At 66.6% G+C, this 25602-nt stretch carries 25 protein-coding genes and 1 tRNA gene; 10 read left to right on the forward strand and 16 right to left on the reverse strand.

Annotation, left to right across the window (positions count from 1 at the left end; genetic code table 11):
• Positions 1 to 210: 210 nt before the first annotated feature.
• From EKG36_RS03140 to EKG36_RS03155, 4 genes are all read right to left on the reverse strand, one after another.
• Positions 211 to 2643 carry a sensor domain-containing diguanylate cyclase gene (locus EKG36_RS03140; protein WP_126480948.1) on the reverse strand — a complete coding sequence of 811 codons (2433 nt, stop codon included), beginning with the start codon at positions 2641 to 2643 and terminating at the stop codon, positions 211 to 213.
• Between the two features lie 417 nt (positions 2644 to 3060).
• A complete protein-coding gene (gene acuI, locus EKG36_RS03145; RefSeq protein WP_126480949.1) occupies positions 3061 to 4044 on the reverse strand; it encodes an acrylyl-CoA reductase (NADPH) in 984 nt (327 codons plus the stop codon).
• Between the two features lie 54 nt (positions 4045 to 4098).
• Positions 4099 to 4731 (reverse strand): acrylate utilization transcriptional regulator AcuR, encoded by a 633-nt coding sequence (gene acuR / locus EKG36_RS03150; RefSeq protein WP_126480951.1) that lies wholly within the window; start codon positions 4729 to 4731, stop codon positions 4099 to 4101.
• A gap of 245 nt (positions 4732 to 4976) precedes the next feature.
• Positions 4977 to 5894 carry a LysR family transcriptional regulator gene (locus tag EKG36_RS03155; RefSeq protein ID WP_126480953.1) on the reverse strand — a complete coding sequence of 306 codons (918 nt, stop codon included), beginning with the start codon at positions 5892 to 5894 and terminating at the stop codon, positions 4977 to 4979.
• A 156-nt stretch (positions 5895 to 6050) separates the two neighbouring features.
• Between EKG36_RS03155 and EKG36_RS03160 the strand changes: the two genes are divergently transcribed.
• Together EKG36_RS03160 and EKG36_RS03165 are read left to right on the forward strand one after the other, a co-directional pair.
• Complete coding sequence (locus EKG36_RS03160; protein WP_126480955.1) at positions 6051 to 6737, forward strand: type 1 glutamine amidotransferase domain-containing protein; 687 nt, start codon at positions 6051 to 6053, stop codon at positions 6735 to 6737.
• A gap of 12 nt (positions 6738 to 6749) precedes the next feature.
• Entirely contained in the window at positions 6750 to 7439 is a 690-nt protein-coding gene (locus EKG36_RS03165) for a glutathione binding-like protein (RefSeq protein ID WP_126480957.1), read from the forward strand.
• 128 nt (positions 7440 to 7567) lie between these two features.
• Here EKG36_RS03165 and EKG36_RS03170 read toward each other — a convergent pair whose 3' ends face one another.
• The 11 genes from EKG36_RS03170 to EKG36_RS03220 all read right to left on the reverse strand — a co-directional run bounded on the left by EKG36_RS03170 (position 7568) and on the right by EKG36_RS03220 (position 18321).
• Entirely contained in the window at positions 7568 to 8377 is an 810-nt protein-coding gene (locus EKG36_RS03170) for a c-type cytochrome (protein WP_126480959.1), read from the reverse strand.
• Between the two features lie 207 nt (positions 8378 to 8584).
• Complete coding sequence (locus EKG36_RS03175) at positions 8585 to 9223, reverse strand: transglycosylase SLT domain-containing protein (RefSeq protein WP_126480961.1); 639 nt, start codon at positions 9221 to 9223, stop codon at positions 8585 to 8587.
• A 146-nt stretch (positions 9224 to 9369) separates the two neighbouring features.
• Positions 9370 to 10575, reverse strand: coding sequence for a benzoate/H(+) symporter BenE family transporter (locus EKG36_RS03180; RefSeq protein WP_126480963.1), 1206 nt, complete (start codon positions 10573 to 10575; stop codon positions 9370 to 9372).
• 117 nt (positions 10576 to 10692) lie between these two features.
• Complete coding sequence (locus EKG36_RS03185) at positions 10693 to 11937, reverse strand: benzoate/H(+) symporter BenE family transporter (RefSeq protein WP_246007418.1); 1245 nt, start codon at positions 11935 to 11937, stop codon at positions 10693 to 10695.
• A 68-nt stretch (positions 11938 to 12005) separates the two neighbouring features.
• The gene (benD, locus tag EKG36_RS03190; protein WP_126480965.1) at positions 12006 to 12785 is read right to left on the reverse strand and encodes a benzoate diol dehydrogenase BenD; all 780 of its coding nucleotides are present in this window, start codon (positions 12783 to 12785) and stop codon (positions 12006 to 12008) included.
• Positions 12782 to 13825: a benzoate 1,2-dioxygenase electron transfer component BenC gene (gene benC / locus EKG36_RS03195; protein ID WP_126480967.1), complete on the reverse strand. Its 1044-nt coding sequence runs from the start codon at positions 13823 to 13825 to the stop codon at positions 12782 to 12784. The genes benD and benC overlap by 4 nt, the downstream gene beginning before the upstream one ends.
• Positions 13826 to 13882: 57 nt before the next feature.
• Positions 13883 to 14374, reverse strand: a complete 492-nt coding sequence (gene benB, locus EKG36_RS03200; protein ID WP_126480969.1) for a benzoate 1,2-dioxygenase small subunit — start codon at positions 14372 to 14374, stop codon at positions 13883 to 13885.
• Positions 14375 to 14407: 33 nt separating this feature from the next.
• Positions 14408 to 15775, reverse strand: a complete 1368-nt coding sequence (locus EKG36_RS03205) for a Rieske 2Fe-2S domain-containing protein (RefSeq protein WP_126480971.1) — start codon at positions 15773 to 15775, stop codon at positions 14408 to 14410.
• An 84-nt stretch (positions 15776 to 15859) separates the two neighbouring features.
• Positions 15860 to 16834, reverse strand: coding sequence for a catechol 1,2-dioxygenase (gene catA / locus EKG36_RS03210; protein WP_126480973.1), 975 nt, complete (start codon positions 16832 to 16834; stop codon positions 15860 to 15862).
• 45 nt (positions 16835 to 16879) lie between these two features.
• Positions 16880 to 17170 (reverse strand): muconolactone Delta-isomerase, encoded by a 291-nt coding sequence (gene catC / locus EKG36_RS03215; protein WP_126480975.1) that lies wholly within the window; start codon positions 17168 to 17170, stop codon positions 16880 to 16882.
• A 32-nt stretch (positions 17171 to 17202) separates the two neighbouring features.
• A complete protein-coding gene (locus EKG36_RS03220) occupies positions 17203 to 18321 on the reverse strand; it encodes a muconate cycloisomerase family protein (protein ID WP_126480977.1) in 1119 nt (372 codons plus the stop codon).
• Between the two features lie 105 nt (positions 18322 to 18426).
• Between EKG36_RS03220 and EKG36_RS03225 the strand changes: the two genes are divergently transcribed.
• The 6 genes from EKG36_RS03225 to EKG36_RS03250 all read left to right on the forward strand — a co-directional run bounded on the left by EKG36_RS03225 (position 18427) and on the right by EKG36_RS03250 (position 22627).
• The gene (locus EKG36_RS03225; protein ID WP_126480979.1) at positions 18427 to 19329 is read left to right on the forward strand and encodes a LysR family transcriptional regulator; all 903 of its coding nucleotides are present in this window, start codon (positions 18427 to 18429) and stop codon (positions 19327 to 19329) included.
• A 271-nt stretch (positions 19330 to 19600) separates the two neighbouring features.
• Positions 19601 to 20338 carry a class II aldolase/adducin family protein gene (locus tag EKG36_RS03230; protein WP_126480982.1) on the forward strand — a complete coding sequence of 246 codons (738 nt, stop codon included), beginning with the start codon at positions 19601 to 19603 and terminating at the stop codon, positions 20336 to 20338.
• A gap of 214 nt (positions 20339 to 20552) precedes the next feature.
• Entirely contained in the window at positions 20553 to 21350 is a 798-nt protein-coding gene (locus tag EKG36_RS03235; RefSeq protein WP_126480984.1) for a ribonuclease H family protein, read from the forward strand.
• A 401-nt stretch (positions 21351 to 21751) separates the two neighbouring features.
• A complete protein-coding gene (locus EKG36_RS03240; protein ID WP_126480986.1) occupies positions 21752 to 21997 on the forward strand; it encodes a hypothetical protein in 246 nt (81 codons plus the stop codon).
• A gap of 142 nt (positions 21998 to 22139) precedes the next feature.
• Entirely contained in the window at positions 22140 to 22355 is a 216-nt protein-coding gene (locus tag EKG36_RS03245; RefSeq protein ID WP_126480988.1) for a hypothetical protein, read from the forward strand.
• Between the two features lie 71 nt (positions 22356 to 22426).
• A complete protein-coding gene (locus EKG36_RS03250) occupies positions 22427 to 22627 on the forward strand; it encodes a hypothetical protein (protein ID WP_246007419.1) in 201 nt (66 codons plus the stop codon).
• Positions 22628 to 22734: 107 nt separating this feature from the next.
• Here EKG36_RS03250 and EKG36_RS03255 read toward each other — a convergent pair.
• A tRNA-Ala gene (locus tag EKG36_RS03255) sits at positions 22735 to 22810 on the reverse strand.
• Positions 22811 to 23045: 235 nt separating this feature from the next.
• On the opposite strand from EKG36_RS03255, the gene uvrY reads away from it, so the two are divergent.
• On the forward strand, positions 23046 to 23693 hold the full coding sequence (uvrY, locus tag EKG36_RS03260; protein WP_126480990.1) for a UvrY/SirA/GacA family response regulator transcription factor: 648 nt from the start codon (positions 23046 to 23048) through the stop codon (positions 23691 to 23693).
• A gap of 60 nt (positions 23694 to 23753) precedes the next feature.
• Entirely contained in the window at positions 23754 to 25568 is a 1815-nt protein-coding gene (uvrC, locus tag EKG36_RS03265) for an excinuclease ABC subunit UvrC (RefSeq protein ID WP_126480992.1), read from the forward strand.
• Positions 25569 to 25602: the final 34 nt, after the last annotated feature.

A 25602-nucleotide genomic window follows, 5' to 3' on the forward strand; every position in this document is an offset into this window, starting at 1 on the left:
TTACGAAGACCTGGCGTCACGGGCCGTGCTCGGCGTCAGGAGGGAATATTCATGGCTTGTTGCCGCCGGTGCCAGACTGCCCCGCCATCACCGGGTTCACTACGATCTTGATGGCAGGCCGTCTCAAGGCGAGTCAGGCTCGACTCGACACCTCCCCATGACGACCCGTCTCTTTTGACATGTCGGGCGTGATGTCTCGATGGCGGACCATCATCGACATCGCCACTGGTTACGGCCTTCATGCTTGGCCGCATAGAGGGCCCCATCGGCACGCTCGAGCACACGCTCCGGCGTATCGGCGCCAGAAGTGGTGGTCAGTCCCAGGCTAATGGTGACGGCAATCATGGTCTCGCCGTGGTCGATACGCAGAGCCTCGATGGCCACCCGAAGGCGCTCGGCAAAACGTGCCGCACCATCGACATCGGCCTCCGGCAACATCACGGCGAACTCCTCGCCACCCAGTCGCCCCAGCAGGTCCTGGGCACGCAACAGGGACTGAGCGGTACTCACGAGCCGCTTGAGCACCGCGTCACCGGCGGCGTGCCCCCAGCGATCATTGACGCGCTTGAAGTGATCGATATCGAACATGACCACCGACATCGCCTGGCCATGCCGTGCCTGACGCTGCAGCTCGGCGTAGAGGCGCTCGAGAAAGTGCCGCCGGTTGGGCGCACCAGTCAAGGCATCGGTGGTGGAGAGCCGCTCGAGTTCCGCCTTGGCGCGCCGACGCTCGGTGACATCCCGCGACAGGGTCTGCAAGGCAATGACGGTGCCGTCATGACTGGTCACCGGAATGATGGACGTCTGCAGCCAGACATAGTGCCCGTCGCGATGCCGGAAGCGGTATTCGACTTCAGCCTCGGCCTCTCCCCGCAAGGCGCCTTGGTGAGAGAGCTGGTCAACACGATCGATATCCTCGGGGTGGAGGAAGTCGTAGGGCGAGCGACCGAGCAGCTCTTCCTGCCGGTAGCCGAGCAGGCGTGTGACGGAAGGACTGACGAATCGATAGGCGGCCTTCTGGTTGGCGGCATGCAGGCAGAGCAGGTCGCTGATATTCTCGGTGATACGCCGGTAGCGCCGCTCGCTGGCCTCGAGCTTGAGCTGGGCCTGCTTGTGCACGGTGATGTCGGCGATGAAACCGTGCCAGAGGATGGCGCCATTGGACAGGCACTCAGGGGTCGCCAGGCCGGACACCCAGAGCTCGTGCCCGCGGGGATGGGATACCCGGTACTCGCATTGCCAATGGGACAGCGACTCGGCCGAGGCCTGAATCGAAGCGACGACCCGGTCGAGATCGTTTGGATGGATGACCTCGAGGGCCGGACCATCACTGTCGCGCAGGACGTCCGGCGACGCCCCATAGATGTCCCGACTGTGCGGGCTGGCATAGGGAAACCAACCATGACCATCGGGCCCGAGTTGGTACTGGTAGACGAATCCCGGCAGCTGCTCGCTGAGCTTCTCCAGACGACGAGTGGCTTCGTGAACTTCATTGATATCCAGCAACGCCCCCACGACCTCTCGGGCGCGTCCCTCGTCATCGGTCAGCAGGCGCATCTCGCTCTGTATCCAGCGATAGTCTCCGCCCTGGTGACGCACCCTAGAACGCAACTGGATGCTGCCGCCATTCACCAGCATGTGCTTCACGCGCGGGTGTGATGCATCACGATCCTCAGGATGCACCAGAAGGTTCCGCCAGTGCGCCCGCCCCAGCAGCTCGTCACGACGGTACCCCAGCAGGCGATGGAGTCCCGGACTGATATAGGTCGGGGTCAGCGCCTCGGTGGCCTCGCAGGTGAAGATCACGACCGGGCTAGTCAGCAACAAGCGGTCGAGGTGATCCCGTGAGGCCCTGAGCCGGCGCTCGGCATCCCGCAAGGTGGAAATGTCGCGCCCGATCCCCACCAGCTCCTCGAAGCAGCCATCACGTCCCTGGATCGGTACCAGAAGCACCTGCCAATCGTGCCCGCCACCCTCATGCGCCAGGCGTTCCTCATACTGGGTCGTTTGCCCCGAGGCGGCGCAGGCACGGCAGTGGCGCACCATTTCGTCGGCCTGGACCGGTGCGAGCACCTCGTGGGGTGTGTGGTGCAACACCTCGGCGAGCGATAGCCCCGTCGCCGCCTGGTAGGCCGGGTTGGTCTCCAGAAAACGGAATTCGCCATCGTCATCATGCACCAGACGGAAGATCGCATCGCTCGAGCCGCGCACGGCACGGCGGTACAGGGCGAGCTCATCATCGCGACGTCGTCGCTCCTCCTCCTCGGCGGTGACGTCCTTGACAATCCCGGCAAGGCGCCGGGCACGCCCAGCGCCATCTCGCATCACCTTCACCGAGTCATGCAGCCAGACCACCCGACCGTCGGCGTGGAGGATGCGATAGCGACGCTCGACCTGGCCAAGCAGCAACAGGGTGTCCTGGCTGCTCGCCACTGCACCATGATCTTCGGGATGCACCATCGCGAGCCAGAGCCCCGGGTCGGCGTGAAAGTCATCGACTGGGCGACCGAAGAGCGACTCGGCCCTGGGGGAGAGATATTCCAGGGAGGAATCCCGGGCATCCACCGACCAGAGGACGAAGCCCATCTGCTCGGCTATCTGGGGAAAGAGGTCCGGCGGTGGCGAGGAGGTCTGTTCAGACATGAGGCGCTAAACGGTCTCGGTAGAGAGCATCAGCGCATGCTACTGGAAATGCCGCCCTCGTTCGCCATTGAATCCATAAAAACGCCGGCTCGCCATATTGACTCGGAGCATCCTCCCCGCCAGTCGTGTGCCAACGCAGGATGCGCGGTGCGAGGGTTGCTCATGGCTCACTCTCCTGCACCCAGAACGCGCGGTGAGGCATCACGACACCACCGACATCGCCTTCCCGGGGAATGACAGAGCTGGCTGATAAGGACTACCAAAAGGGGACGTGGATTGAAGCGCTGCCCCCTCGCCGGGGGGACGAGGCCACTGCCAGCGTAACCAAGGACGCAGCACCGGCCGGAGGACATCGGCAGGAGGCTCGCCAAGGCACGAGGCGGCCATGCCCTGGCGAGGCGGCCGGGCTGCACCGTGTCAGCGGGCCATGTCGACGACGACACGTCCGCGGACTCGACCTGCCAGCAGCTCGCCGGCCGTGTCGATGGCCTCCTCCAGCGAGATCGTGCGGGTGATGGCGTCGAGCTGTTCGGGAGCCAGCAGCTCCCCGAGCCGGCGCCAGGCCTCGACGCGATCCGCATAGGGCCGCATCACGCTGTCGATCCCCGCCAGGGTCACGCCCCGGAGGATGAAGGGGGCGACGCTGGATGGCAGGTCCATGCCCTGGGCCAGGCCACAGGCCGCGACGGTGCCGCCATAGCGGGTCCCGGCCAGGACGTTGGCCAGGGTGTGGCTGCCCACCGAGTCGATGGCAGCGGCCCAGCGCTCCTTGGCCAGGGGGCGGCCCGGCTCGGACAGCTCCGCCCGATCGATCACCTCCTGGGCCCCGAGTCCCTTGAGGTAATCCGCTTCCTCCAGACGACCGGTGGAAGCCACGACCCGGTAGCCCAGCCGCGAGAGCAGCGCGATGGCATAGCTGCCCACGCCCCCGTTGGCACCGGTCACCAGCACCTCGCCCTGTTCCGGGGTGACGCCCTGGCGTTCCAGCGCCATGACCGAGAGCATGGCGGTATACCCGGCCGTGCCAATGGCCATGGCCTGCCGGGCCGTGAAGGCCGCCGGCTGGGGAATCAGCCAGCGGCTGTCCAGCCGAGCCTTCTCGGCGAGGCCGCCCCAGTGTTTCTCCCCGACGCCCCAGCCATTGAGCAGCACGGCATCGCCCGGCTGGTAGGCCTCCGCGGTCGAACTCTCGACCGTCCCCGCCAGGTCGATGCCCGGCACCATGGGGAACTGGCGCACCACTGGCCCCTTGCCGGTGATGGCCAGGGCATCCTTGTAGTTGAGCGTGCTGCAGTCGACCCGCACGGTGACGTCGCCGTCCGGCAGGCGCGACTCGTCCAGCGTCTGGACACTCACCTGCTGGCCGTCGTCGTTCTTGTCAATCAGAATGGCCTTGAACATCGTGCACCTCTTTATAGACCGGTTGTCTATGAATTGTCATGAAGAAGGCCCCGCTTAGCGGGGCAGCCCCTCCATGTACGTCGTGAGGAACGTCTCCAGCGGACGCGCCCCGCCCTCGAGCCTGGCGCGCATCACGGCGCCTTCCCAGCCGATCCAGAAGGCCTCGGCGAGCCTGTCGCAATCGGCGGCCTGTCCAAGCTCGCCGGCCGCCTGTGCCTCGCGCAGGCAGCCGGCGACGCGCCGCTGCCAGTCGACAAGGGTCGCCCGCAGCCATTGTCGATACTCCTCCGGCAGGCCGCCGACCTCCTGGCCGAGATTGCCCACCAGGCAACCGCGACGGAAGTCGTGACGGGCCATGCCCGCCTTGGCATCGGCGACGAAGGCCTCCAGACGAGCCAGGGGCGGAAGCGTTGCGTCCTGAAGGTGGCGATCGAGCTTGCGGGCAAAGTAGGCCCCATAGTGGTCCATCACCGCCCGCCCGAAGGCCTCCTTGCTGTCGAAATAGTAGTAGAAGGAGCCCTTGGGCACCCCCACCCGCTTGAGAATGCTCTCGATGCCGGAGACGGCGAAACCCTGCTCGGTCAGGACCTCGACACCGCTGTGGATCAGCGCCGCCCGGGTATCGGGGTCGTCACGGGGCACCTTGGGGGGCCGGCCGCGACGCGGCTTGGAAGTCGCTTGAGTCATGACCCCAATATAGACCGCCCGTCTATAAAATCAAGCTCGCCTTCATCATCCGTCGCCCTTGGTATCCCCGTCTCACTAGCGATGATGCGGCCCAGCGCGGGTCGGGCGGAGTCACGATGGTCAGCAGCCCGCCCCGAGAAGCCGAACAGATTCTGCGACGGCTGGACGGCAAGCGGGTCACCCGACGCCAGTGCGATGTCGGCTTCGAGTTGCAGGTCGGCGAAAGCACCTGAGGCGCCCCGAGGTCACTCGCCGTCGGACGCCAGCAGTGCCTGGATCCGCGCACGCAGCCAAGCCCGCAGCCGGTCGTCGTGGGTCCGCTGGTGCCAGGCCTGGATGACTGCAACCCGGCCAAGCGACAGCGGACACTCGTGGATCACCAGGCCGGGATGGCTCCTCACCGCCTGTTCGGCGACGCTTCTCAGGCAGGTCAACAGCAGATCGCTCTGGGCGACCAGCAGCGGCGGCACGGTGAAGCTGGAGAGCCCCGCCACGATCCGCCGTGCCTGACCCTGCTCGCGCAGCCGCTTGTCGACCCGGCCGTCCAGGTCGCCGGTCAGGGTGGTCACCAGATGCTCGCCGGCCAGGTAGGTCGCCAGGTCGAGCCGCTCGCCGATCCGCGGATGGTCCCGTGCCGCCAGTACCACGAACCCCTCCTCGTGGATGCGCTGCTGGAAGTAGCTGCCCGGGAGGTCCTCGTAGAAGCCGGCGATGGCGATGTCGCACTCCCCCGTCTCCAGCTCGGACCGCGGCAGCCGCCCTCGGGTGTTGTGAGTCACCAGCTGCAGGTTCGGGGCTTCCCGTCGCGTCACCTCCAGCAGCCGGGGCAGCAGCAGTTGCTCCATGTAGTCGGTGGTGAAGAGGTGGACCCGGTCGTCACGCGACAGGAAGTCACTCCCCTCGCAGAACTCGAAGAAGCCGTCGATGCCGGCCACCAGCCGCTGGACATGGGGGGCCAGCTCATGGGCCCGGGGCGTGGGGGTGAGGCCGCGGGGCGCACGCACGAATAGCGCGTCGCCGAAGGCCTCGCGCAGCTTGGCGAGCTTGTGGCTCAGCGCCGGCTGACTCAGTGCCAGGCGGGTGGCCGCCCCCGAGACGCTGCGCTCCTGATAGAGCATGTGGAAGAGCAGCAGCAGGTTGAGGTCCTTGCCCACGAGATTCACTTTCTGAATACCTGTTATTGAAAATGATCAATTCTCGAATAATAGCCATCCACCTAGGATGGAACCACTCGATTCGCCCGGTGCCTGACCATCGGGATCACCCCATTGTTGCCGGGGCCGCATGACCCGACGCCCCGACCCAGGAGGAGAACACCGATGAACAAACGTATCCTGATCGTGCTGACCTCGCACGACCGTCTCGGCGACACCGGCGAGAAGACCGGCTTCTGGCTGGAGGAGTTCGCCGCGCCCTACTACGCCCTCAAGGATGCCGGCGCCGCGATCACCCTGGCCTCTCCCCGGGGCGGCCAGCCGCCGCTGGACCCCAAGAGTGACGACGAAGACAGCCAGACCGAGGCGACGCGGCGCTTCAAGCAGGACCCGGAGGCCCAGGCGCAGCTCGCCGCCACCCATCGGCTGGCCGAGATGCAGGCCGACGACTTCGACGCGATCTTCTACCCCGGCGGGCATGGTCCCCTCTGGGACCTGGTCGACGACCGCGACTCGATCCGCCTGATCGAGGCCTTCTGGGCTCAGGGCAAGCCGGTTTCGGCGGTCTGCCACGCGCCCATCGTGCTGGTGAACGCCAGGGACGCCTCGGGTAAGCCCATCGTCGAGGGACGCGAGGTCACCGGCTTCACCAACGGCGAGGAGGCGGCGGTCGGCCTGACCGAGATCGTTCCCCAGCTGGTGGAAGACGCCCTGATCGCGCGTGGCGGCAGGTACTCCAAGGCCGAGGACTTCGCCCCCTACACCCGCCAGGACGGGCAGTTGCTCACCGGGCAGAACCCGCCTTCCTCCGAGCCGGTGGCCGCACGCCTCATCGAGATGCTCAAGGCATAGCGAGGAGTCGACATGATCGATCTCTACTACTGGACCACCCCCAACGGGCACAAGATCACGATGTTCCTCGAGGAGACCGGGCTCGACTATCGCATCAAGCCGATCAACATCGGCAAGGGCGACCAGTTCGACGAGGATTTCCTGGCCATCGCCCCCAACAACCGCATCCCGGCCATCGTCGACCATGCCCCGGAAGATGGCGGAGAGCCGCTATCGCTCTTCGAATCCGGGGCGATCCTCGAATACCTGGCCGACAAGAGCGGCCGGTTTCTGCCGCGAGACCTGCGGGGCCGCACCAAGACCCTGCAGTGGCTGCACTGGCAGATGGGCGGGCTCGGCCCCATGGCCGGCCAGAACCATCACTTCACCCAGTACGCGCCGGAGACGCTGGAATACGCCATCAATCGCTATGTCAACGAGACCGCTCGGCTGTATGGGGTGCTCGATAGCCGCCTGGCCCGGCGCGACTACATCGCCGGCGCCGACTACTCCATCGCGGACATGGCGGTGTATCCGTGGATCGTGCCCCACGACAAGCAGCGCCAGGACCTGAACGACTTCCCCCACCTCAAGGGGTGGTTCGAGCGCATCGGGGCGCGACCGGCGACCCAGCGTGCCTATGCGCTGACCCGCAGGGTCAATCCCGATGCCGGCAAGCCGCTGGACGACGAGGCCCGCCGCCATATGTTCGGTCAACGCTAGACCGCCGCGCCGGCGGCGGTATCGAGACCGGGCTTTAGAAGCGTGAAGGCGATGACCGGGGGTCATCGCCTTCTGTCGTCAGGGCCATCGAGCTTCGCGGCCCCTGGAGAGACGAGCGTCAACCACCCTCAATGGGCGTGGTCATGCCCATCGTCGTGATGGCCATCCTCGGGCTGCTGGGCCGCCTCCGCCTTATGGTGGTCGTCGGCGTCCGGGGCATCCGCCGCTCCGTCATGGTGGCCATCATCGGCCGCCCGATGGGCCCCCGCGGTGTCCGCCATGGCCAGCAGGTTGCCATGCTCGTGGTCATGGCCGTCGTCGGCCCGGGGCTGAGCAGCGTCGGGGGCGGGATCATCCCGGGAGTCGCCTTCCCCCGCCATGGCCGACATATTGCCGTGTTCATGGTCATGGCCATCGTCGGCCGTGTCCTGCCGCGCCTCGGGCGTGATCGAGGCGACATAATCCTGCTCGGAGAGTTCCGGTAAGCGCTGCAGGAAGGCCACCATTTCCCACAGCTCCTGATCCTCGTGAGTCACGCCCCAGGCCGGCATGCCGGTCATCTTGATACCGTGCTTGATGATCCAGAACTGCTCGGCCGGCGAACGATGGCCCGGCTCGGTCAGCCGCGGCGGCATGGGGTTGAGGCCAGCCCGCAGCACCGTGCCGTCGAGTCCCGGCTTGAGGTGACAGGCCGTGCAGAGCTCCTCGTAGGCGCGGGCCCCCTGGCGGATCATCTCGGGGTCGTCGAGGTCGGGCACCTCGACATCCTCGGCCCGGGTGGACACCGAGGCATGCATCGTGGAGTGCAGCGCCGAGTCGACCAGCGGCAGGTGATCGTCACTGGCGGCCACGTTGTACATGCCGCTGTGCATGTAAGCCATGGCTCCCGCAGCGAGCAGGACGAGACCCAGCGCCATGCCGGCAAGAATGCGAAACATATGGACAAACCTCTGATTCGTAGGTGGTGCGGTGCTTCCACTCGAGTGGCGCCCCCCTCGACCCGCCGCACCACGGCGAGTGACAGGGCTGGGCCGGCCGAGAGGTCGGCACGTCCGCTGGACATGGTGTGCGTGAACTCCCGCCAGCGGATACGTGGCACAGTGTGCCACGCCCGCGGCCGGAGCTCGACCGCCGAGCCCGAATGCCTAGCCCCGGCAGAACGGCCAGATCTGGTAGAAGCGATCGCAGCGGAACTCGGCCTCGCAGGCGGCCAGCTGCGAGCGATAGCGCACGGCGGTCGCGGCAACCTGCCGGGCAGCGCTGCGCACGCCGGGCTTGCTGCGGTAGGCCCCCCGCCGATAGCCGCCCTGACCCTCGTGGTAGGCCAGGTAGAGGTGCTCGGGATTGTGCAGTGACACCCCCGTCATGCGCCGGGTGCGCGCGTTATACCAGCCGATGAAGTCGGTGGCATCCTCCATGTCGCTGCGGCTGGCGAACCAGCCGGCGGCCTCTGCCTGGTACTCCCCCCACACCGGGTCCTGTGCCTGGGCGTAGCCGAAGGCCGACGATGGGCGGGTCCAGGGGATGAAACCCAGCAGGCGCTGCCGAGGAGGCTTCACATGGCTGCGAAAGGATGACTCCCGCTCGATGAAGGCCATCTGCGTCCAGATCGGCGTCCCCCACTTCTGCTGGGCGTCGCGGGCGGCGTCGTACCAGTCCGGTTGCTCACGGAAGATCTCGCACAGGTTCGTCTGGTCCCGGGGCGGCGCCGGCGCGAACATGGCACAGCCCGTCAGGCCGAGGGCCATGCCCAGTAGACCCAGCCGACCGATCCATCGCGTCATTCGCTTCCCGCCCCGCCAGGCGCCTCGACTCGCCACCACCCGCTGTCTCCCTCTCCGGCCCGGCCGCCTGCCGACCGGGCTGATGGCGAGCCTATCACCACTGCCGGCCCGGCGGGAGCCCGGTGGTTCCACGCACCCGCCAAGGCTCACCGCCGCGCCGTCTCCGTTGTGGCGCGGCGACGCGGAACGACCAGCGGTCGGTGCAGCAGGCCGTAGGCCAGGGCGCCGACCACCACGCCCCAGAAGGCCGAGCCGAGCCCCAGGAAGCTCATGCCCGAGGCCGTGGCGATGAAGGTGATCACCGAGGCCTCCAGGTGATCCTTCTGGGCGGCGAAGGCGCTGACGTTGCTGGTGATGGCACCAATCAGTGCCAGCCCCGCCAGCACGGCGACGAACTCGCCGGGCAGCGAGGTGAACAGCGCCACGATGGTGCCGGCGAAGGTCCCCCCGACCAGATAGAAGACGCCGTTGGCCACGCCGGCGACATAGCGCTTGTCCGGGTCCTCGTGAGCCTCCGGGCTGGTGCAGATCGCCGCGGTGATCGCCGCCACCACGGTGGTAATGCCACCGAAGCAGGCGGTCGCGAGGGAGGTCAGGCTGGCAACGGTGACGATGGGCCTGGCCGGGGTGTTGTAGCCGGAGGTGCGCAGGATCGCCATGCCCGGCAGGAACTGCCCGGTCAGGCTGACCAGTACCAGCGGGATCGCCAGGCTCAGAGTGCCCTGCCACGTCCACTCCGGCCGGATGAACTGAGGCGAGGCCAGCGCGAGCGTCACGCCCTCGAGGCTCGCCCCCTCCAGGACGACCGCCAGGGCGACGCCGACGATGAGCAGCAGCACCAGGCTGTAGCGCGGCGTCAGGCGCTTGAACACCAGGTAGGCCAGGATCATGCCGATGGCCAGCGACGGCACCGACTCCAGCGAGACGAAGACGCCGACGCCGAACTGGAAGAGGATGCCAGCCATCATGGCGCTGGCGATGCCCGGGGGGATCGTCCGGATGATGCGGTCGAAGGAGCCGGTGATGCCGATCACGAGAAGCACCGATGCCGTGGCGAGGTAGGCGCCCACCGCCTCGCCGAGCGACAGTTCCGGGAAGAGCGTGACCAGCAGCGCCGTGCCCGGCGCCGACCAGGCGGTGACCACCGGCACCTTCAGCCACAGGCTGAGTCCGATGCCCGACACGGCGGCCCCCATGGAGATGGCCCAGACCCAGGAGGTCATCATGGCGCCCGAGATCTCGGCGCTCTGGGCGGCCTGGAAGAAGATGGCCAGGGGGCCGGCATAGGAGACCAGCACCGCCACGAAGCCGGCGGTGACGGCGGGGAGTGACCAGTCCTGATGGAGTCGCATGACGAGAACCTCGGCTGAGAAACGGGCGGGCGCCACCAGGGCGCCGACGAAGGAAAAAAGGCCCGCACCACCATCGTGGGCACGGGCCAAGGGAGGATGCCGGGGCGGACGACGCGCCTAGCTGGCCCTCCTGGACAGCGGGCGACGCTCGAAGGTGAAGTCGAAATCCTTGAACTCGACAAGCATCGACAGCCCCGCCCCCAGGACCAGCGCCCAGAAGGAAGAGCCGATACCGAGGATCTGGAGCCCGGAGACAGCGATCAGGAAGGAGAACATCGCCCCCACCTCATGCTTGCCGGAGAAGGTCATGTGCATCGCCGAGCTGATCACCCGCAGCAGCGCCAGCCCGGCGATGATGGCGATGAAGTAGCTCGGCATGGCCTCGATCAGGCTGAACACGAAGCCATAGAAGGGCGCGGCCACGACGAAGATGATGCCGACGATGACGGCGGCCACCCAGCGCTTGTCATGGGTGCCGGCTTCCGGCCCGGAACAGATCCCGGTCATCGGCGCCGCGATGCAGGTGCTGTGCAGGTTGAAGAAGGCCGAGACCATGGTGCCGAAGCCGCCCAGGGCGGTGATGGCATTGGCGGGCGCATCCTTGTAGCCCATGCCCTTGACCAGGCCCACGCCGGCGGGCGTCTCCATGCCGACCAGGATCAGCGCCAGCGGCAGCCCGTAGGCCAGGAAGGCGTCCAGGGTGAAGGCGGGCATGATGAACTCGGGGAACCGGACCGAGAACTCCACGCTGGACAGGTCGGCACCGGACACCGCCATGTAGGCCACGCCGACCAGCAGGGTGACGACCAGCGGCGGCACCGGACGCAGGTAGCGTGCCGCGAAGAAGAAGGACAGGATCATCACCACCGCCGGCACCACGGCGTTCTGCAGCGGCATCACCATGTTGATGCCGAACTTGAGCAGAATGCCCGCGACCATGCCCATGACGATCGGCATGGGGATCAGCCGCATGACCAGGCTCATCATGCCGGCCAGACCGACGACCAGCGAGATGGCCCCGGCGATCAGCGTCGCCCCCAGGGCCTCGTTGAGGCCGACCACGGGAATGATGGCCGCGAACAACAGCGCGCCGGGGATGGAGTTGGCCATCGGCAGCGGCAGCCGATAGTAGGCCGGAAGGAAGAGCCCGAACAGGCCGTTGATCATCAGATAGCTGATCACCCAGAGCAGCGTGAACTCCTGGGGGAGCCCCGCCGCGGTGCCGGCACTGATATGGATGATACCGGCGCTGAGGCCGAAGATCCCGGCCACCAGGCCGGCGCTGAGGTTGTCCGCGTTGAGATCGCGGATGAAGTCGCGTGGCGCGGACATCAGCCCGACGCCTTTTTCGATATGCTTCACGATGTGCTCCAGGGGTTATTGTCGTTGGAAGTCAGGAGAGCGCCCGGGACGGGCGGGCCATCGGCCGGCTAGCCGAGGTCGCCACCGGCCACCGGCACCACCGTGCCGGTGATGTAGCTGGCATCGCTGGAGGCCAGGAACAGGATCGGCCCCACCTGCTCGTCGAGGGTGCCGTAGCGGCCCATGAGGCTGGTGGCCTTGGTCTGGTCGATCAGCGTCTGGTACCAGGCCTTCTCCTGCTCGGTCTGCTCGGCGGTATTGCGCGGCGTCTTGCGCGGGGGCGCCTCGGTGCCCCCCGGCGCCGTGGCGTTGACGCGGATGCCGTGCTCGGCGTATTCGAAGGCCAGCGCCACGGTCATGGCGTTGACGCCGCCCTTGGCCGCCGCATAGGGCACCCGCATCAGGCCCCGCGTCGCCACCGAGGACACGTTGACGATGTTGCCCCGGCTCTCCAGCAGGTGGGGCAATGCCGCCCGGCAGCACCACAGGGTGGGGAACAGCGAGCGGCGTACCTCGGCCTCGATCTGCGCCGGCGTGTAGTGCTCGTAGGGCTGGGCCCAGATGGTGCCGCCCACGTTGTTGATCACCACGTCGAGCCGACCGAAGTGCTCCCGGGCCCGGGTCATGGCGTCCTCGGCGCCCTCCCAGGTCTCCAGGTCGGCCTGCAGGGCGATCGATGCCACGCCCTGCGCCTGGAGGTCGGCCGCCACCTCCCGCACATGGTCGGCACGGTCCACCAGCGCCAGGCGGGCCCCCTCGGCGGCGGCGCGCTCGGCGACGCGCTGGCCGATGCCCTGGGCGGCGCCAGTGATCACCATCACCTGGCCGTCGAAACGTTGGCGGCTCATGCGGCCTCCCCGGGTGCCTGGTTGGGGGTGAACTTCTCGTAGTGGAAGCTCTGCGGGGCGATGCCCTGAACATCGAAGTGCTTGAGCACGGCATCGACCATGGGCGGCGGTCCACACAGGTAGACGTCGATGTCACCGTCGTGCAGGACCTCGGTATCCATGTGATGGGTGACGTAGCCCTTGCGCGGATGGTCGCTGTCCTCGTCCACCACCACGGTGGCGTAGCTGAAGGTCGGCAGGCGCTCCTTGAGGGCGTCCAGGGCATCAATCTTGACCAGGTGGTCGTCCTGGTTGACGCCGTAGATCAGGTGCACCGGCGCCTCGCAGCCCTGCCCTTCTTCCTGTTTCTGGGCCAACTGCTCGAGCATGGAGAGGAAGGGGGCGAGGCCGGTGCCGCCGGCCAGCATCAACACCGGGCGGGTGATCTCGCGCAGGTAGAAGCTGCCCATCGGCCCGCTCAGGGAGAGGCGCTCGCCGACCTTGCACTGGTCGGTGAGGTAGCCGCTCATCAGCCCCCCCGGGACGTTGCGGATCAGGAAGGTGGTCCGCGACTCCCCCGGCTTGGAGCTGAAGGAGTAGCAGCGATGCTCGGCGGTGCCCGGCACGTCGATATGGATGTACTGGCCGGGCAGGAAGGCCAGCTCGGCGCCGTCATCGAGGTCGATGACCAGCTCGATGCTGTCCTCGGAGAGTGGCTCGACCATGGCCACGGTGCCTTCGACCTTGCCCACCGCGGTCTTGCATAGGGTCGAGGCCACCGGCACCTGAACGACACAGTCGGTGGACGGCACCATCTGGCAGGTCAGCACCTGGCCTTCGGCGGCCTCCTCGTCGGAGAGCGCTTCCTCCAGGTACTCGTCGCCCATGTCGAATTCACCCTGCTCGCAGTGGCCCTTGCAGGTACCGCAGACGCCATCGGAGCAATCCATGGGCAGGTTGACCTTCTGCCGGTAGGCCGCGTCGAGGACCGTCTCCCCTTCCTTGCAGCCGATGAATCGGGTGACGCCGTCCTCGAAGTTCAGCGCAATGGTATAGCTCATGGTCGTTCTCCTCCGCACCGGTGTCGGGGGCCGGTCCTTGTCCCGGCCCCGGCGTCATCAGATGTGATAGACGTCGATGACCTGGTGGATGTAGTCGTTGTTCAGCACCACCTTCTTGTCGGTGATCAGTGGTGTCTCGCCGGATACGTCCAGGGTGTAGAAGGACGTCCCGAAGTACTGGTTGGTCTGCTGATAGCGGTGGCTGAGGGTGTGCCAGTTGAAGCGCACCGTCACCTCGTCGCCCTCCTGCCCCAGCACCTCCAGGTTGCTGATCAGGTGCGTGGTGCGCGGCTCGGGAATGCTGGTGGCCCCGGAACGCTCGGTCTTGATCCGGTAAACCCGGTCCTCGAGCCCCTCGCGGCTCGGGTAGTAGATCAGCGAGATCTCGCTCTGCGGGTCCTCGGTCAGCCGGTCGTCGTCGTCCCAGGCCGGCATCCAGAACACCGCATCCTTGCGGTAGCACTCGAGCCACGCGTCCCACTGGCGGTCGTCGAGCAGGCGCGCCTCGCGATGGATGAAGGCCTGAATATCCTGATAGTTGCTGCTCATGGTCTCTCTCCCCTCTTCACTGTCGCTGGGCGCTTAGGCAGACGCGGTGGCGATGTATTGGCTGCGTTCCTTGTCGATGGCGCGCCGCATCTCCTCGACCCAGTGCTGGTGGTGCAGCACGTAGAGGCCCTCGTCCTCCGGGGACGCCCCGCTCAGCAGCGGCTGCATGTCGATCGCCTTGGCGTTGTCGTCGGCCCCCTCGGTCCACTGCTTGGCGCCACGCGACAGGTCGTTCCATTCGGCCAGCTCGCCCTGATAGCCGTTGTGGCAGGCGCGGAATTCCTCCAGGTCGTCCGGTGTGCCCATCCCCGAGACGTTGAAGAAGTCCTCGTACTGGCGGATGCGCACGCGACGGTTCTCCGCCGACTCGCCCTTGGGCGCGAAGCAGTAGATGGTCACCTCGGTCTTGTCCACGGCCAGCGGGCGAAAGACGCGGATCTGGGTGGAGAACTGGTCCATCAGGTAGACGTTGGGGTAGAGGCAGAGATTACGGGTCTGGTTGACGATGGAGTCGGCCCGGGCCTCGCCCAGCTCGGCCTCGATCTCGTCCTTGCGGCTGAAGACGGGGCGCACCTCGGGGTTGAGCAGACGGGTCCACAGCATCATGTGGCCGTGATCAAAGGAGTAGAAGCCGCCCTGGCTCTTCGACCAGCCATCGGCATCCACCGCCTGGGTACCGCCGGCGTCGTAGTTGCGACGATCCATGGTCGAGGCGTAGTTCCAGTGCACGGTGCTGACGTGATAACCGTCGGCGCCGTTCTCGGCCTGCAGCTTCCAGTTGCCGGTATAGGTGTAGGAAGAAGTGCCGCGCAGAATCTCCAGGCCTTCCGGCGCCTGGTCGACGATGTTGTCGATCACCTTGGTGGTCTCGCCCAGGTACTCCGCCAGCGGCATCACCTCGGCGCTCAGGCTGCCGAACAGGAAGCCCTTGTAGTTCTCGAACGTCGGCAGCCGCTTGAGGTCGTGTGAGCCTTCGTGCTTGAAGCCCTCCGGATAGGCACCGGTCTTCTCGTTCTTGGCCTTGAGCAGCTTGCCGTCGTTCTTGAAGGTCCAGCCGTGGAACGGGCAGGTGAAGGTGCCTTTGTTGCCACGCTTCTTGCGGCACAGGGTGGCGCCGCGGTGGGCGCAGGCGTTGATCAGCGCGTGCAGCTCGCCGGCCTTGTCGCGGGTGATGATCACCGGCTGGCGGCCGAGGGTCACGGTCATGTAGTCGCCCGGCTCACTGATCTGGCTCTCGTGGGCCAGAAACAGCCAGTTGCCTTCGAAGATGTGCTTCATCTCGAGCTCGAAGAACTCGGGATCGGTGAAGATGCTGCGATGGGCGCGGAAGATACCGGCCTCGGCGTCGTCGACGACGGCACCGCGGACGCGTTGTTCGAGACGATCAAGCTTGGTGGTCATGATCCAGATCCTCGGTCTTGTATTCTCGTATCCGGCAGGCCCGGCTCTCGGACCTGCCTGGGCGTCAGGCAAGACGAACCGCGGTTACACCTTGGCCGTGCCGGCCAGCTGGCTGGCCTGGTCCTGCTCGTCTTCCTTGGCGCGCGGCCGCTTGTGGCGATGTTGCAGCTCGGGGTCGTCGGTCCTGGCCAGCTCGATATCGAAGGTCACCTCGGAGAAGGGGCCATCCAGCTCGCGCCTGGCGATCGCGTCCTGATCCTCGAAGCGGTTCGCCGGCACCACCAGCTCCTCGCGGGTGGCGTAGGCGAAGTCATCAAAGGTGTAGGGATCGCCGGCCAGGTTGATCTGGGTGGTCAGGTGCTTGTAGCCCGGCGCCGAGATGAAGTAGTGGATATGCGCCGGGCGCTGACCGTGGCGGCCGAGCAGGTCGAGCAGCTGCTGGGTCGGGCTGTCCGGCGGGCAGCCATAGCCGGAGGGGATGATGCTGCGCACCGCGTAGCGCCCTTGGCTGTCGGTGATGATGCTGCGCCGCAGGTTGTACTCACTCTGGGTGGGATCGAAGAAGGAGTAGCCACCCTTGGAGTTGGCATGCCACACCTCGACCTTGGCCCCGGCGACCGGGTTGCCGTCGGTGTCACGCACCTGGCCGGTCAGCCACATGGTCTCGCCGTCGCTGTCGCGCCCATCGTCCATGCGGCCCCGGCCGTGCACCTCGGGGGCACCGGCGACGTAGAGCGGGCCCTCGATGGTGCGCGGGGTCCCGCCGGCCAGGCCACGCGCCTCGTCCTGGGCATCCATGCGCATATCCAGGTAGTGGTCGAAGCCGAGCCCCGGGGCCAGCAGGCCGAACTGGGTGCCATGGCCCAGGGCGTTGAGCAGGCTGACGGCGTTCCAGAACTCCTCCGGGGTGACGTCATAGTCGTCGATCAGCCGATAGAGGTCGGAGAGCAGGCGATGCAGGATCTGCTTGGCGCGCTCGTTGCCGCTGTCCTGGTCGAGGCCGGCGACGGTGTTCAGGAAGTCCTGGACCTCGGGGGTATCGAAAATCTTTACGGTCATGCTGGCATCCTCGTGTTGTTGTCTCTGAGGGACTCGGGCGTCGAGTCAGCTGTCGTCGTCGCGAACCGACGAGGGGTGGCGACACAGCGGGGTGACGTTGATCTCCATGTACGGAAAGAGCGGGAGGTTGGAGACGATCTCCTGCAGTTCGGCGTTGTCCTGCACGTCGAAGATGCTGACGTTGGCGTAGCTGCCGGCGACCCGCCACAGGTGGCGCCACTTGCCGGCGCGTTGCAGCTTCTGGGCATAGGCCTTCTCGGTCGCCTTGATCTCGGCGGCCCGCTCGGCCGGCATGTCCGGCGGCAGCTTCACGGTCATTGCCACTTGAAACAGCATGTCGCTTCTCCTCTGAATCCGGGTCTGGATGCTTACTTGCGCGAATAGTGGGCGAGCTTGTCCTCGTCGAGGGCAATGCCGAGGCCGGGACCGGCCGGCAGGTCGACACCGAAGGCGTGGTAACGCAGCGGCTCGGCGACGATGTCGTCCTCGAGCAGCAGCGGGCCGAACATCTCGGTGCCCCAGGCCAGCTCGCCGAGCGTCGACCAGGCATGCAGGGAAGCGGCGGTGCCGAGGGTGCCCTCGAGCAGGGTGCCGCCATAGAGGCCGATGCCGGCGGTCTGGGCCAGATGCGCCAGCTCCAGCGCCGCCACTGGCCCGCCGGACTTGGCGATCTTCAGCGCGAAGGCGCCACTGAAGCCCCGCGATGCCAGGTCGAGGCCGTCGCGGGCGTCGGCCACCGCCTCGTCGGCCAGCATCGGCACCCGGAAGCGGTTGGCCAGGCGCACCAGGCCAGCATGCTCGCGGGCGGGAATCGCCTGCTCGATCAGCTCGATGCCGGCATCCTGCAGGGCCGCGATGCCACGCACCGCGGTGGCCTCGTCCCAGGCCTGGTTGACGTCGACCCGCACACTGGCCCGGTTCCCCAGCGCCGCCTTGATGGCCGCGACATGCCGCACGTCCTCGTCCAGGTCACGGGCGCCGATCTTCAGCTTGAAGCCACAGTGGCGGCGGTCGTCGAGGCGCTGGAAGGCCTCGTCGATGTCCTTGTCGGTATCCCCGGAGGCCAGCGTCCACAGCACCGGCAGATGACCATGGCGCGCGCCGCCCAGCAGGTCGGCCACCGACAGCCCCAGGCGCTTGCCCCGGGCGTCGAGCAGCGCGGTCTCCAGCGCCGACTTGGCGATCATGTTGCCGCGGGTATGGCGGGCCATTCGGGCGCGCAGGGCGTTGAGGTTGTCGGCGGGCTGGCCGATCAGCAGCGGCGCCAGGTAGGCGTCGATATTGCACTTGATGCTCTCCGGGCTCTCGGGACCGTAGGCGAGGCCGCCGATGGTGGTGCCCTCGCCCAGGCCCTCCACGCCATCACTGTGGCGCATGCGCACGATGACCATCGTCTGGCCGGCCATGGTGGTCATGGAAAGCTTGTGGGGGCGGATGGTCGGCAGGTCGACCAGCAGCGTCTCGATGGATTCGATCACGGATGACATGGAGGCTCCCGAAAGGCGGCATGCTGAACTGTTGGAGGCAGTTTGATTGCGCCCGAGGAGAGGAACCAATATGGTTTTGGTGGCCAGCCATACCCTGGAGGTATTATGGAGCTTCGTCACCTGCGCTACTTCTGCGTCGCGGCCGAGGAACTGAACATGACCCGGGCGGCCGCCCGACTGCACATGGCACAGCCCCCTTTAACCCGACAAATCAACCAGTTGGAAGAGGAAATCGGAACCCGGCTGTTCGAGCGCAGCCCCCGGGGACTGACCCTCACCCCGGCGGGTCAGTTCTTTCATGAGCATACCCTGCAGATACTGGAAAAGGTCGACACCACCGTCGCGGGCACCCGCCGCATCGCCCGCAGCAAACGCCAGCTGTTCGGCATCGGCTTCGTGCCGTCGGTGTTCTACGGCCAGCTCCCGCTGCTGGTGCGCGGCCTGCGACAAAAGGAGGATGTCGAGCTGACCCTTGCCGAGCTGACCACGGTGCAGCAGATCCAGGCGCTGAAGGCGGGGCGCATCGACCTGGGCTTCGGCCGGCTGCGCATCGACGACCCCGACGTGGAGCAGGAGGTGCTGTTCGAGGAGCCGATGATGGCGGCGCTGCCCAACGGCCACCCGCTGGAGGGCACCACGCCGACCATGGCGCAGCTGGCCGAGTATCCGCTGATCCTGTTCCCGGCCACGCCGCGGCCGAGCATGGCGGACACCGTGCTCGGCATGTTCCGCCGCCGCGGCCTGCGGGTGCAGGTCGCCCAGGAGGCCAACGAGATGCAGACCGCCCTGGGGCTGGTGGCCTCGGACCTGGGCATCACCCTGGTGCCCGAGCAGGTTCGCCGGCTGCAGCGCGACGGGATCAACTACGTCTACCTGGCGGAGACCCACATCACCATCCCGATCCTGTGCAGCCGGCGGCGGGACGAGCCGCCCTCTCCGATCATGCGCGAGGCCAACGCCATCCTCGAGGTGCTGGTCGAGAATCGCCGAACGGGCCGCTACCCCTGATCCTGCTTCCGTGATGGTCCCCGGGGACCTCCGGCCGACGCGTGGGCGTCATTCGGCGAGTGACCTGCCGCACGGGCCCGGGCGTCGCGATTCCCGGTGGCGGTCGGGGCCGGGGCTTCATCGATCGCCCGTTGGACGAGTAGGATGATCGCCTCTCCCTGCGGAGCCGAGCGAACCAGCCGGGAGTCCGCTGTCACCGGCGACATGCCGTGGATAGCCGTTACACTGCAGGACGCCCCGCCCCGTCAGGGCAATGCCGAAGGAGCCCCCCATGCGTCACCCCCTGAACTGCAGCGATGCCGAGTGGCAACAGCGCGTCGAACTGGCCGCTGCGTACCAGCTTTGCGACCACTTCGGTTTCAGCGACCTGGTCTGGACGCACCTGTCGGCACGGGTGCCGGGCGAGCCGGGGCGGTTCCTGCTGAATCCGGAAGGCCTGATGTTCGACGAGATCACCGCCTCCAACCTGGTCAAGATCGACATCGAGGGCCATGCCGTCGATGGCGGGCGCGCCAACCCCGCCGCCTTCACCATCCACAGTGCGGTCTATCGGGCCCGGGCCGACCATGCCTGTGCCATGCATCTGCACAGCCGGGCCGCCAATGCGGTGTCCACCCTCGCGGAGGGGCTGCTGCCGGTGCACCAGTTCTGCCTGGAGATCGGCGAGGTCGCCTACCACGACTACGAAGGCTTCGCCCTGGACCACGCCGAGCGAGAGCGCCTGGCCGCCGACCTCGGCGACAAGCATCTGATGATCCTGCGCAACCACGGCATGCTCGGGGTGGGTCACGATGTCGCCTCGACGTTCAAGCGCATCTACTACCTGGAGAAGGCCTGCGAGACCCAGCTCGATGCCTTGTCCATGGGGCGCCAGCTGACCTTGATCCCCGACGACATCTGCCGCAAGGCCCGTGCCCAGGCCGCCGCCTGGGGAGACCCCGGCGCCCTGGAATGGCAGGCACTGCTGCGCTTGCTGGCGCGCAAGGGCATCGATGCCCACCTGCGCTGAGTTCCCCTACCGTAGGCGCCAGCACCCGTCTCGCCTCCCTCGCACGGCCTGGGGGCCACAAGCGGCGCGCCTATCGCAGGGACGGCGAGCCGCCATTGCCGGCCGACCACTTCGGACGGGCACCCAGTAAACTGTGTTGACGAACCGGGCCTAGCTTGCAAAGGCCGGCTTCTTCAGTATCCTGCCCCAGCCCATCACAGCCACGGAGCGCCGCATGGCAGCAAGGAAAGGCCCCAAGTTCTATGTCGTCTGGGTCGGCCGGCAGACGGGGATCTTCACCACCTGGGACGAATGCAATCAGCAGGTGAAGGGCTATCCCAAGGCCCGTTACAAGTCCTTCCCCTCCCGGGAGGAGGCCGAAGCCGCCTTCGCGAAAGGCCCCGGCGGCGGCGCCCCCGCCAAGCGGGCGAAGGCCTCGGGCGGCGAGGGCTCGGCGCCTGCGAGACGCACGACACGCCGGCCGACTGCGCCAGCCCCCGACACCTCGAAGACCTACGACACAGAGATCTACTGCGATGGTGCCTGTGAGCCCAACCCCGGGGATGCCGGCTCGGGCATGGCCATCTACCGCAATGGCGCTCTGGACGAGCTCTGGTATGGGCTACACAACCCAAGGGGGACCAACAACACTGCCGAGCTGAACGCCCTGCACCAGGCGCTCCGCGTGGCCCGGGACGAGATCGCCCGGGGGGCATCGGTGCGGATCCACTGCGACTCCACCTACACCATCAACGCCATCACCAAGTGGGCCAGCGGATGGAAAAGACGCGGCTGGAAGAAGGCCGATGGCCAGGCCATCAAGAACCCCGAGATCATCCAGCCCACCCACGCCCTCTACGAGAGCCTCAAGTCGGCGGTGACCATCGCCCACGTCAAGGGCCACGCCGGCGTCGAGGGCAACGAGTTGGCGGATCGCATGGCCATGTATGGGGCCGACCGACAGGAGCCTGAGTTCTGCCGGTACCGGGACAGCATCTCCGTGGCGGACATTCTGAGGCTCAAGCGCGGCTGATGCCGGCAGCCCTGATAGCCCCTCATCGCGAAGAGGCCCGCTATCCCGGCATGAGACCTTCCGACCCGTTATCGAGGTCACGGAAGACAACGGCACCGAGCCCACTGCCTCCGCGAGGCGGCCTGCTGGAGAAGACCTTGACACGCCTGGGTCTGGCTGGTTATCTGTCCCGTAGCGCCGATTTGAGCCTCAGCTTGCGGGCGCTCTACAAATACCGCTAAAGCGACCATCAGAGGCCCGCTTTAGCCCATGCTGAGCGGGTTTTTTGCTGCCTGGCCTCCAGGCTGCCGCCGATTTAAGCACCAACTTGCGGGCGGGATAGAAATGCAGCTAAAGCGGCGCACGACTCCTCTCCCCTGGGTCGGCGCTTGCCGTCCAATGCAGGGGACCAGGAGACTGACATGCCCCCTTACGTTTCTCCCTCGAAGGGCCAGCAAGGCCCTACCCCCAACAGCCCCCACCTCGCCGAGTCCAGCGGCAAGGCCACCGAGCTTCTTGCGAGCCTGGGAGACGCGGACCTCGTGCGCCCGGAACTGCGCAATGAAGCCATCCTGGCGGCCATCCGCTCGGCGCGAGACACGGCCGACCAGGAGGCCGGCACGGCTCGCCAGCAGCGCAAGGCGCCCATCGGCAGTCGCAAGGATTAGACGGCATCGGGAAAGGACACCGGCAAGTATGAGAAAAGCAGTTCTTTTGCGTAACAGTTTGTGTACTAGCGTTACAAGAGAGGTCAGCTACAGCTTCATTGGCATGACACTGCGCTCTTCTCCCTGGACTGGAGGTGGTCCAATGCACACCCAGCAGGCTACCCACACAACTCGCCGTCCTTCCGGAATCGCCGCCATTCATTCGGCGGCCCGCACCATCGCCTCTTGCCGCCGCGATCAAGACGATGGTCCGATGACCGTGGAGCAACTGGCCAATGCGCGTCGGGAGGTCGAATACCTGGCCAGGCGTAACGGCATCAAGGAGCCGCTATTGCAGATATGGACTGTGCGAAGCTAGGCACCCGCGTTGACAGGAGCATCCACCGGCAGCCGAATGCTTCAGTTCGCGAGGTCTGTAGATGCGGCGGCTTGCCCGCGGATATCCACGAAACCACTCGCTCGGTTTTCCTACTGCGCGAGAGCATCGACGCCGAGCTGGGCGACCTTCAGGTGCTGATGGGCCACGCCGACGAGAGCATGACCCAGCACTATCTCGACGGTCACGGGATCCGCTGGCAGGAGGCGAAGGGGCCGGGGAAAGGAATGGCGGCCTTGCTGGGCGCCTCGTGAGCGCGCTCAGCCGTGTGGAATTTTTCGGGAATATTTCGGGAGTTTTACGGGCACACGAAAAAGCCGCCTGGCGCATTGCGCCAAGCGGCTGATTCGTAGAAGCTTGTTGGTGGAGCCTAGCGGGATCGAACCGCTGACCTCAACACTGCCAGTGTTGCGCTCTCCCAGCTGAGCTAAGGCCCCACGCTGTCTCGCCGTTCCTACCTTGCGAGAACGAGGCGAATATTACGCCCTGATCGGGAGACCGTCAACCCCAAAATGAGAAAAATCATTCCCGGGACTGACACCAATTCCCCTTAGGATGATGTTGTGCCACGCTTAAGGCATTGCGAGCCGCCCGGCATGTCGAGCATCGCGCCAGCGTCATGCCGTGGCATGCTTCCCCTTCCACTCTCAACTTCGTTCAGGAGCACCTGCCTTGATCAGGGTTCTCGTTGCCGATGATCACCACCTGGTTAGGACCAGCATCGCCCACCTGCTGAATGCCGAGGCAGACATCAGCGTGGTCGGCGAGGCAGCGGATGGCGAGGAGGCCATCCGTCAGGCGCGTCAGCTCAAGCCCGATATCGTGCTGATGGATATCCGCATGCCCGGTATCGGGGGATTGGAGGCCACGCGCAAGATCCATCGCTTCACCAGCGACGTCCGTATCCTGGTGCTGACGGCCTTCCTCGAGGAAGCCTTTGCCCAGCGGCTGCTGGAGGCCGGCGCCCACGGCTTCATCAGCAAGGGCTGCCAGCATGACGAGATGGTCCAGGCAATTCGCGGCGTCTTCTCCGGCCATCGTTACGTCAGCCCGGAGATCGCCCAGCGCCTGGTGCTGTCGCGTATCGATTCCAGCGAAAACCCCTTCGACCAGCTCTCCCAGCGCGAACTGCAGGTGGCGATGATGATCGTCAACTGCCAGAAGGTGGCCGACATCGCCGACCGCATGTTCCTGAGCCCCAAGACCGTCAACACCTATCGGTACCGCATCTTCGAGAAGCTCGGCGTGCATTCCGACGTGGAGCTGACCCACCTTGGGCTGCGCCACGGCCTGGTGGACGGCTTCAGCGAGGTGGAATGACCCGCCCGGCGGCGGGTCTGATAGGATGAGGCTCCCGTTTCATCCTTCACCGGCGCCACGATGAGTTTCGATTCCCGTCATTTCCTCGATACCGTCACCGAATCCCCGGGGGTCTATCGCATGCTCGACGAGCAAGGCGAGACCCTCTACGTAGGCAAGGCCCGCCGGCTCAAGGCACGCCTGGCCAGCTACTTTCGAGGCGCCCTTAACACCAAGACCCAGGCACTGGTCGCACGCATCGCTGACATCCAGGTCACGGTCACCAACAGCGAGACCGAAGCACTGCTGCTCGAGCAGACGCTGATCAAGGAGCAGCGTCCGCCCTACAACATCCTGCTGCGCGACGACAAGTCCTACCCCTTTGTCTTCGTCACCGACCGCCACCCCTTTCCCGCACTGGAGTACAAGCGGGCCCGCGCGCGCCACGACGATGGCCGCTACCTGGGCCCCTACCCCAGCAGCGGTGCGGTCCGCGAGAGCCTCTCGCTGATGCAGAAGATATTCCGCATCCGCAACTGCGAGGACAGCGTCTTCGCCCATCGCACCCGGCCCTGCCTGCAATTCCAGATCGGCCGCTGCAGCGCCCCCTGCGTCGGCCATATCACTGAGGATGACTATCGCCGCGACCTGGAGCATGCGGTGCAGTGCCTGGAGGGCAGGAGCGAGGCGGTGACCCGCGAGCTGACCCGGGACATGGAGGCCGCCAGCCAGGCGCTGGACTTCGAGGAGGCGGCCCGGCTACGCGATCAGATCCAGCACCTTCGCCAGCTGCAGCAGCGCCAGTTCGTCGATACCGGCGGCGGCGACGCCGACGTCTTTGCACTGGCCACGCGTCCCGGCGCCCTGTGCATCTCGGTGCTCACCGTGCGCCAGGGCCGCCTGCTCGGCGCCCGCCACCACGCCCCGAGCAACGGCCTTGACCTGGAGCCCGAGGCACTGCTCGGCGACTTCGTGAGCCAGTTCTACCTGGGCCAGAGCCGGGAGATACCCGCCGAGGTGATCACCAGCCACCCGCTCCCCGACGCCCCCCTCATCGCCCGTGCCCTGGGCGAGCGCGCCGGCAGGCGCATCCGGGTCACCGACCAGGTCCGTGGCCACCGCGCCCAGTGGCGCGAACTCGCCCGCACCAACGCCGAGCAGCAGCTGGCCGGCCAACTGGCCAGCCAGAACCAGCTCGCCAAGCGCTTCGAGGCCCTGCGCGAGGCGCTGGGCCTGGAGACCACACCGGCACGTCTGGAGTGCTTCGACATCAGCCACAGCCATGGTGAGGCAACGGTGGCCTCCTGCGTGGTGTTCGACGCCAATGGCCCGCGCAAGTCGGACTATCGACGCTTCAACATCGAGGGCGTGGAGGCCGGCGACGACTACGCCGCCATGCGCCAGGCGCTGACCCGGCGCTTCCGCCGGCTGAAGGATGGCGAGGGGGAGCGCCCGGACCTGCTCATCGTCGATGGCGGCAAGGGACAGCTCAACATGGCCCGGGAGGTGTTCGCCGAACTGGAGGTCAGCGGCGTGCGGCTGCTCGGCGTCGCCAAGGGCAGCACTCGCAAGGCCGGGCTGGAGACCCTGTTCATCGAGACCGTGGACCGCAGCCTCGACCTGGACGGCACCTCGCCGGCCCTGCACCTGCTGCAGCACATCCGCGACGAGTCGCACCGCTTCGCCATCGCCGGCCATCGTGCCCGGCGCGACAAGGCCCGCCGCACGTCCACCCTGCAGGAGATCCCCGGCGTCGGCCCGCGCCGGCGCCGCGAGCTGTTGCGCTTCTTCGGCGGCTTGCAGGGGGTCAAGCAGGCCAGCCGGGAAGAACTCGCCCGGGTGCCCGGCATCAGCGCCACCCTGGCCGAGGCGATTCATCGTGCCCTGCATGGATGAGGGCGGCCAAGCTGGATAGAATAGCCCGACGTCT

The sequence above is a fragment of the Halomonas nitroreducens genome, from assembly GCF_003966155.1.
GTDB classification, from domain to species: Bacteria; Pseudomonadota; Gammaproteobacteria; order Pseudomonadales; family Halomonadaceae; genus Halomonas; species Halomonas nitroreducens.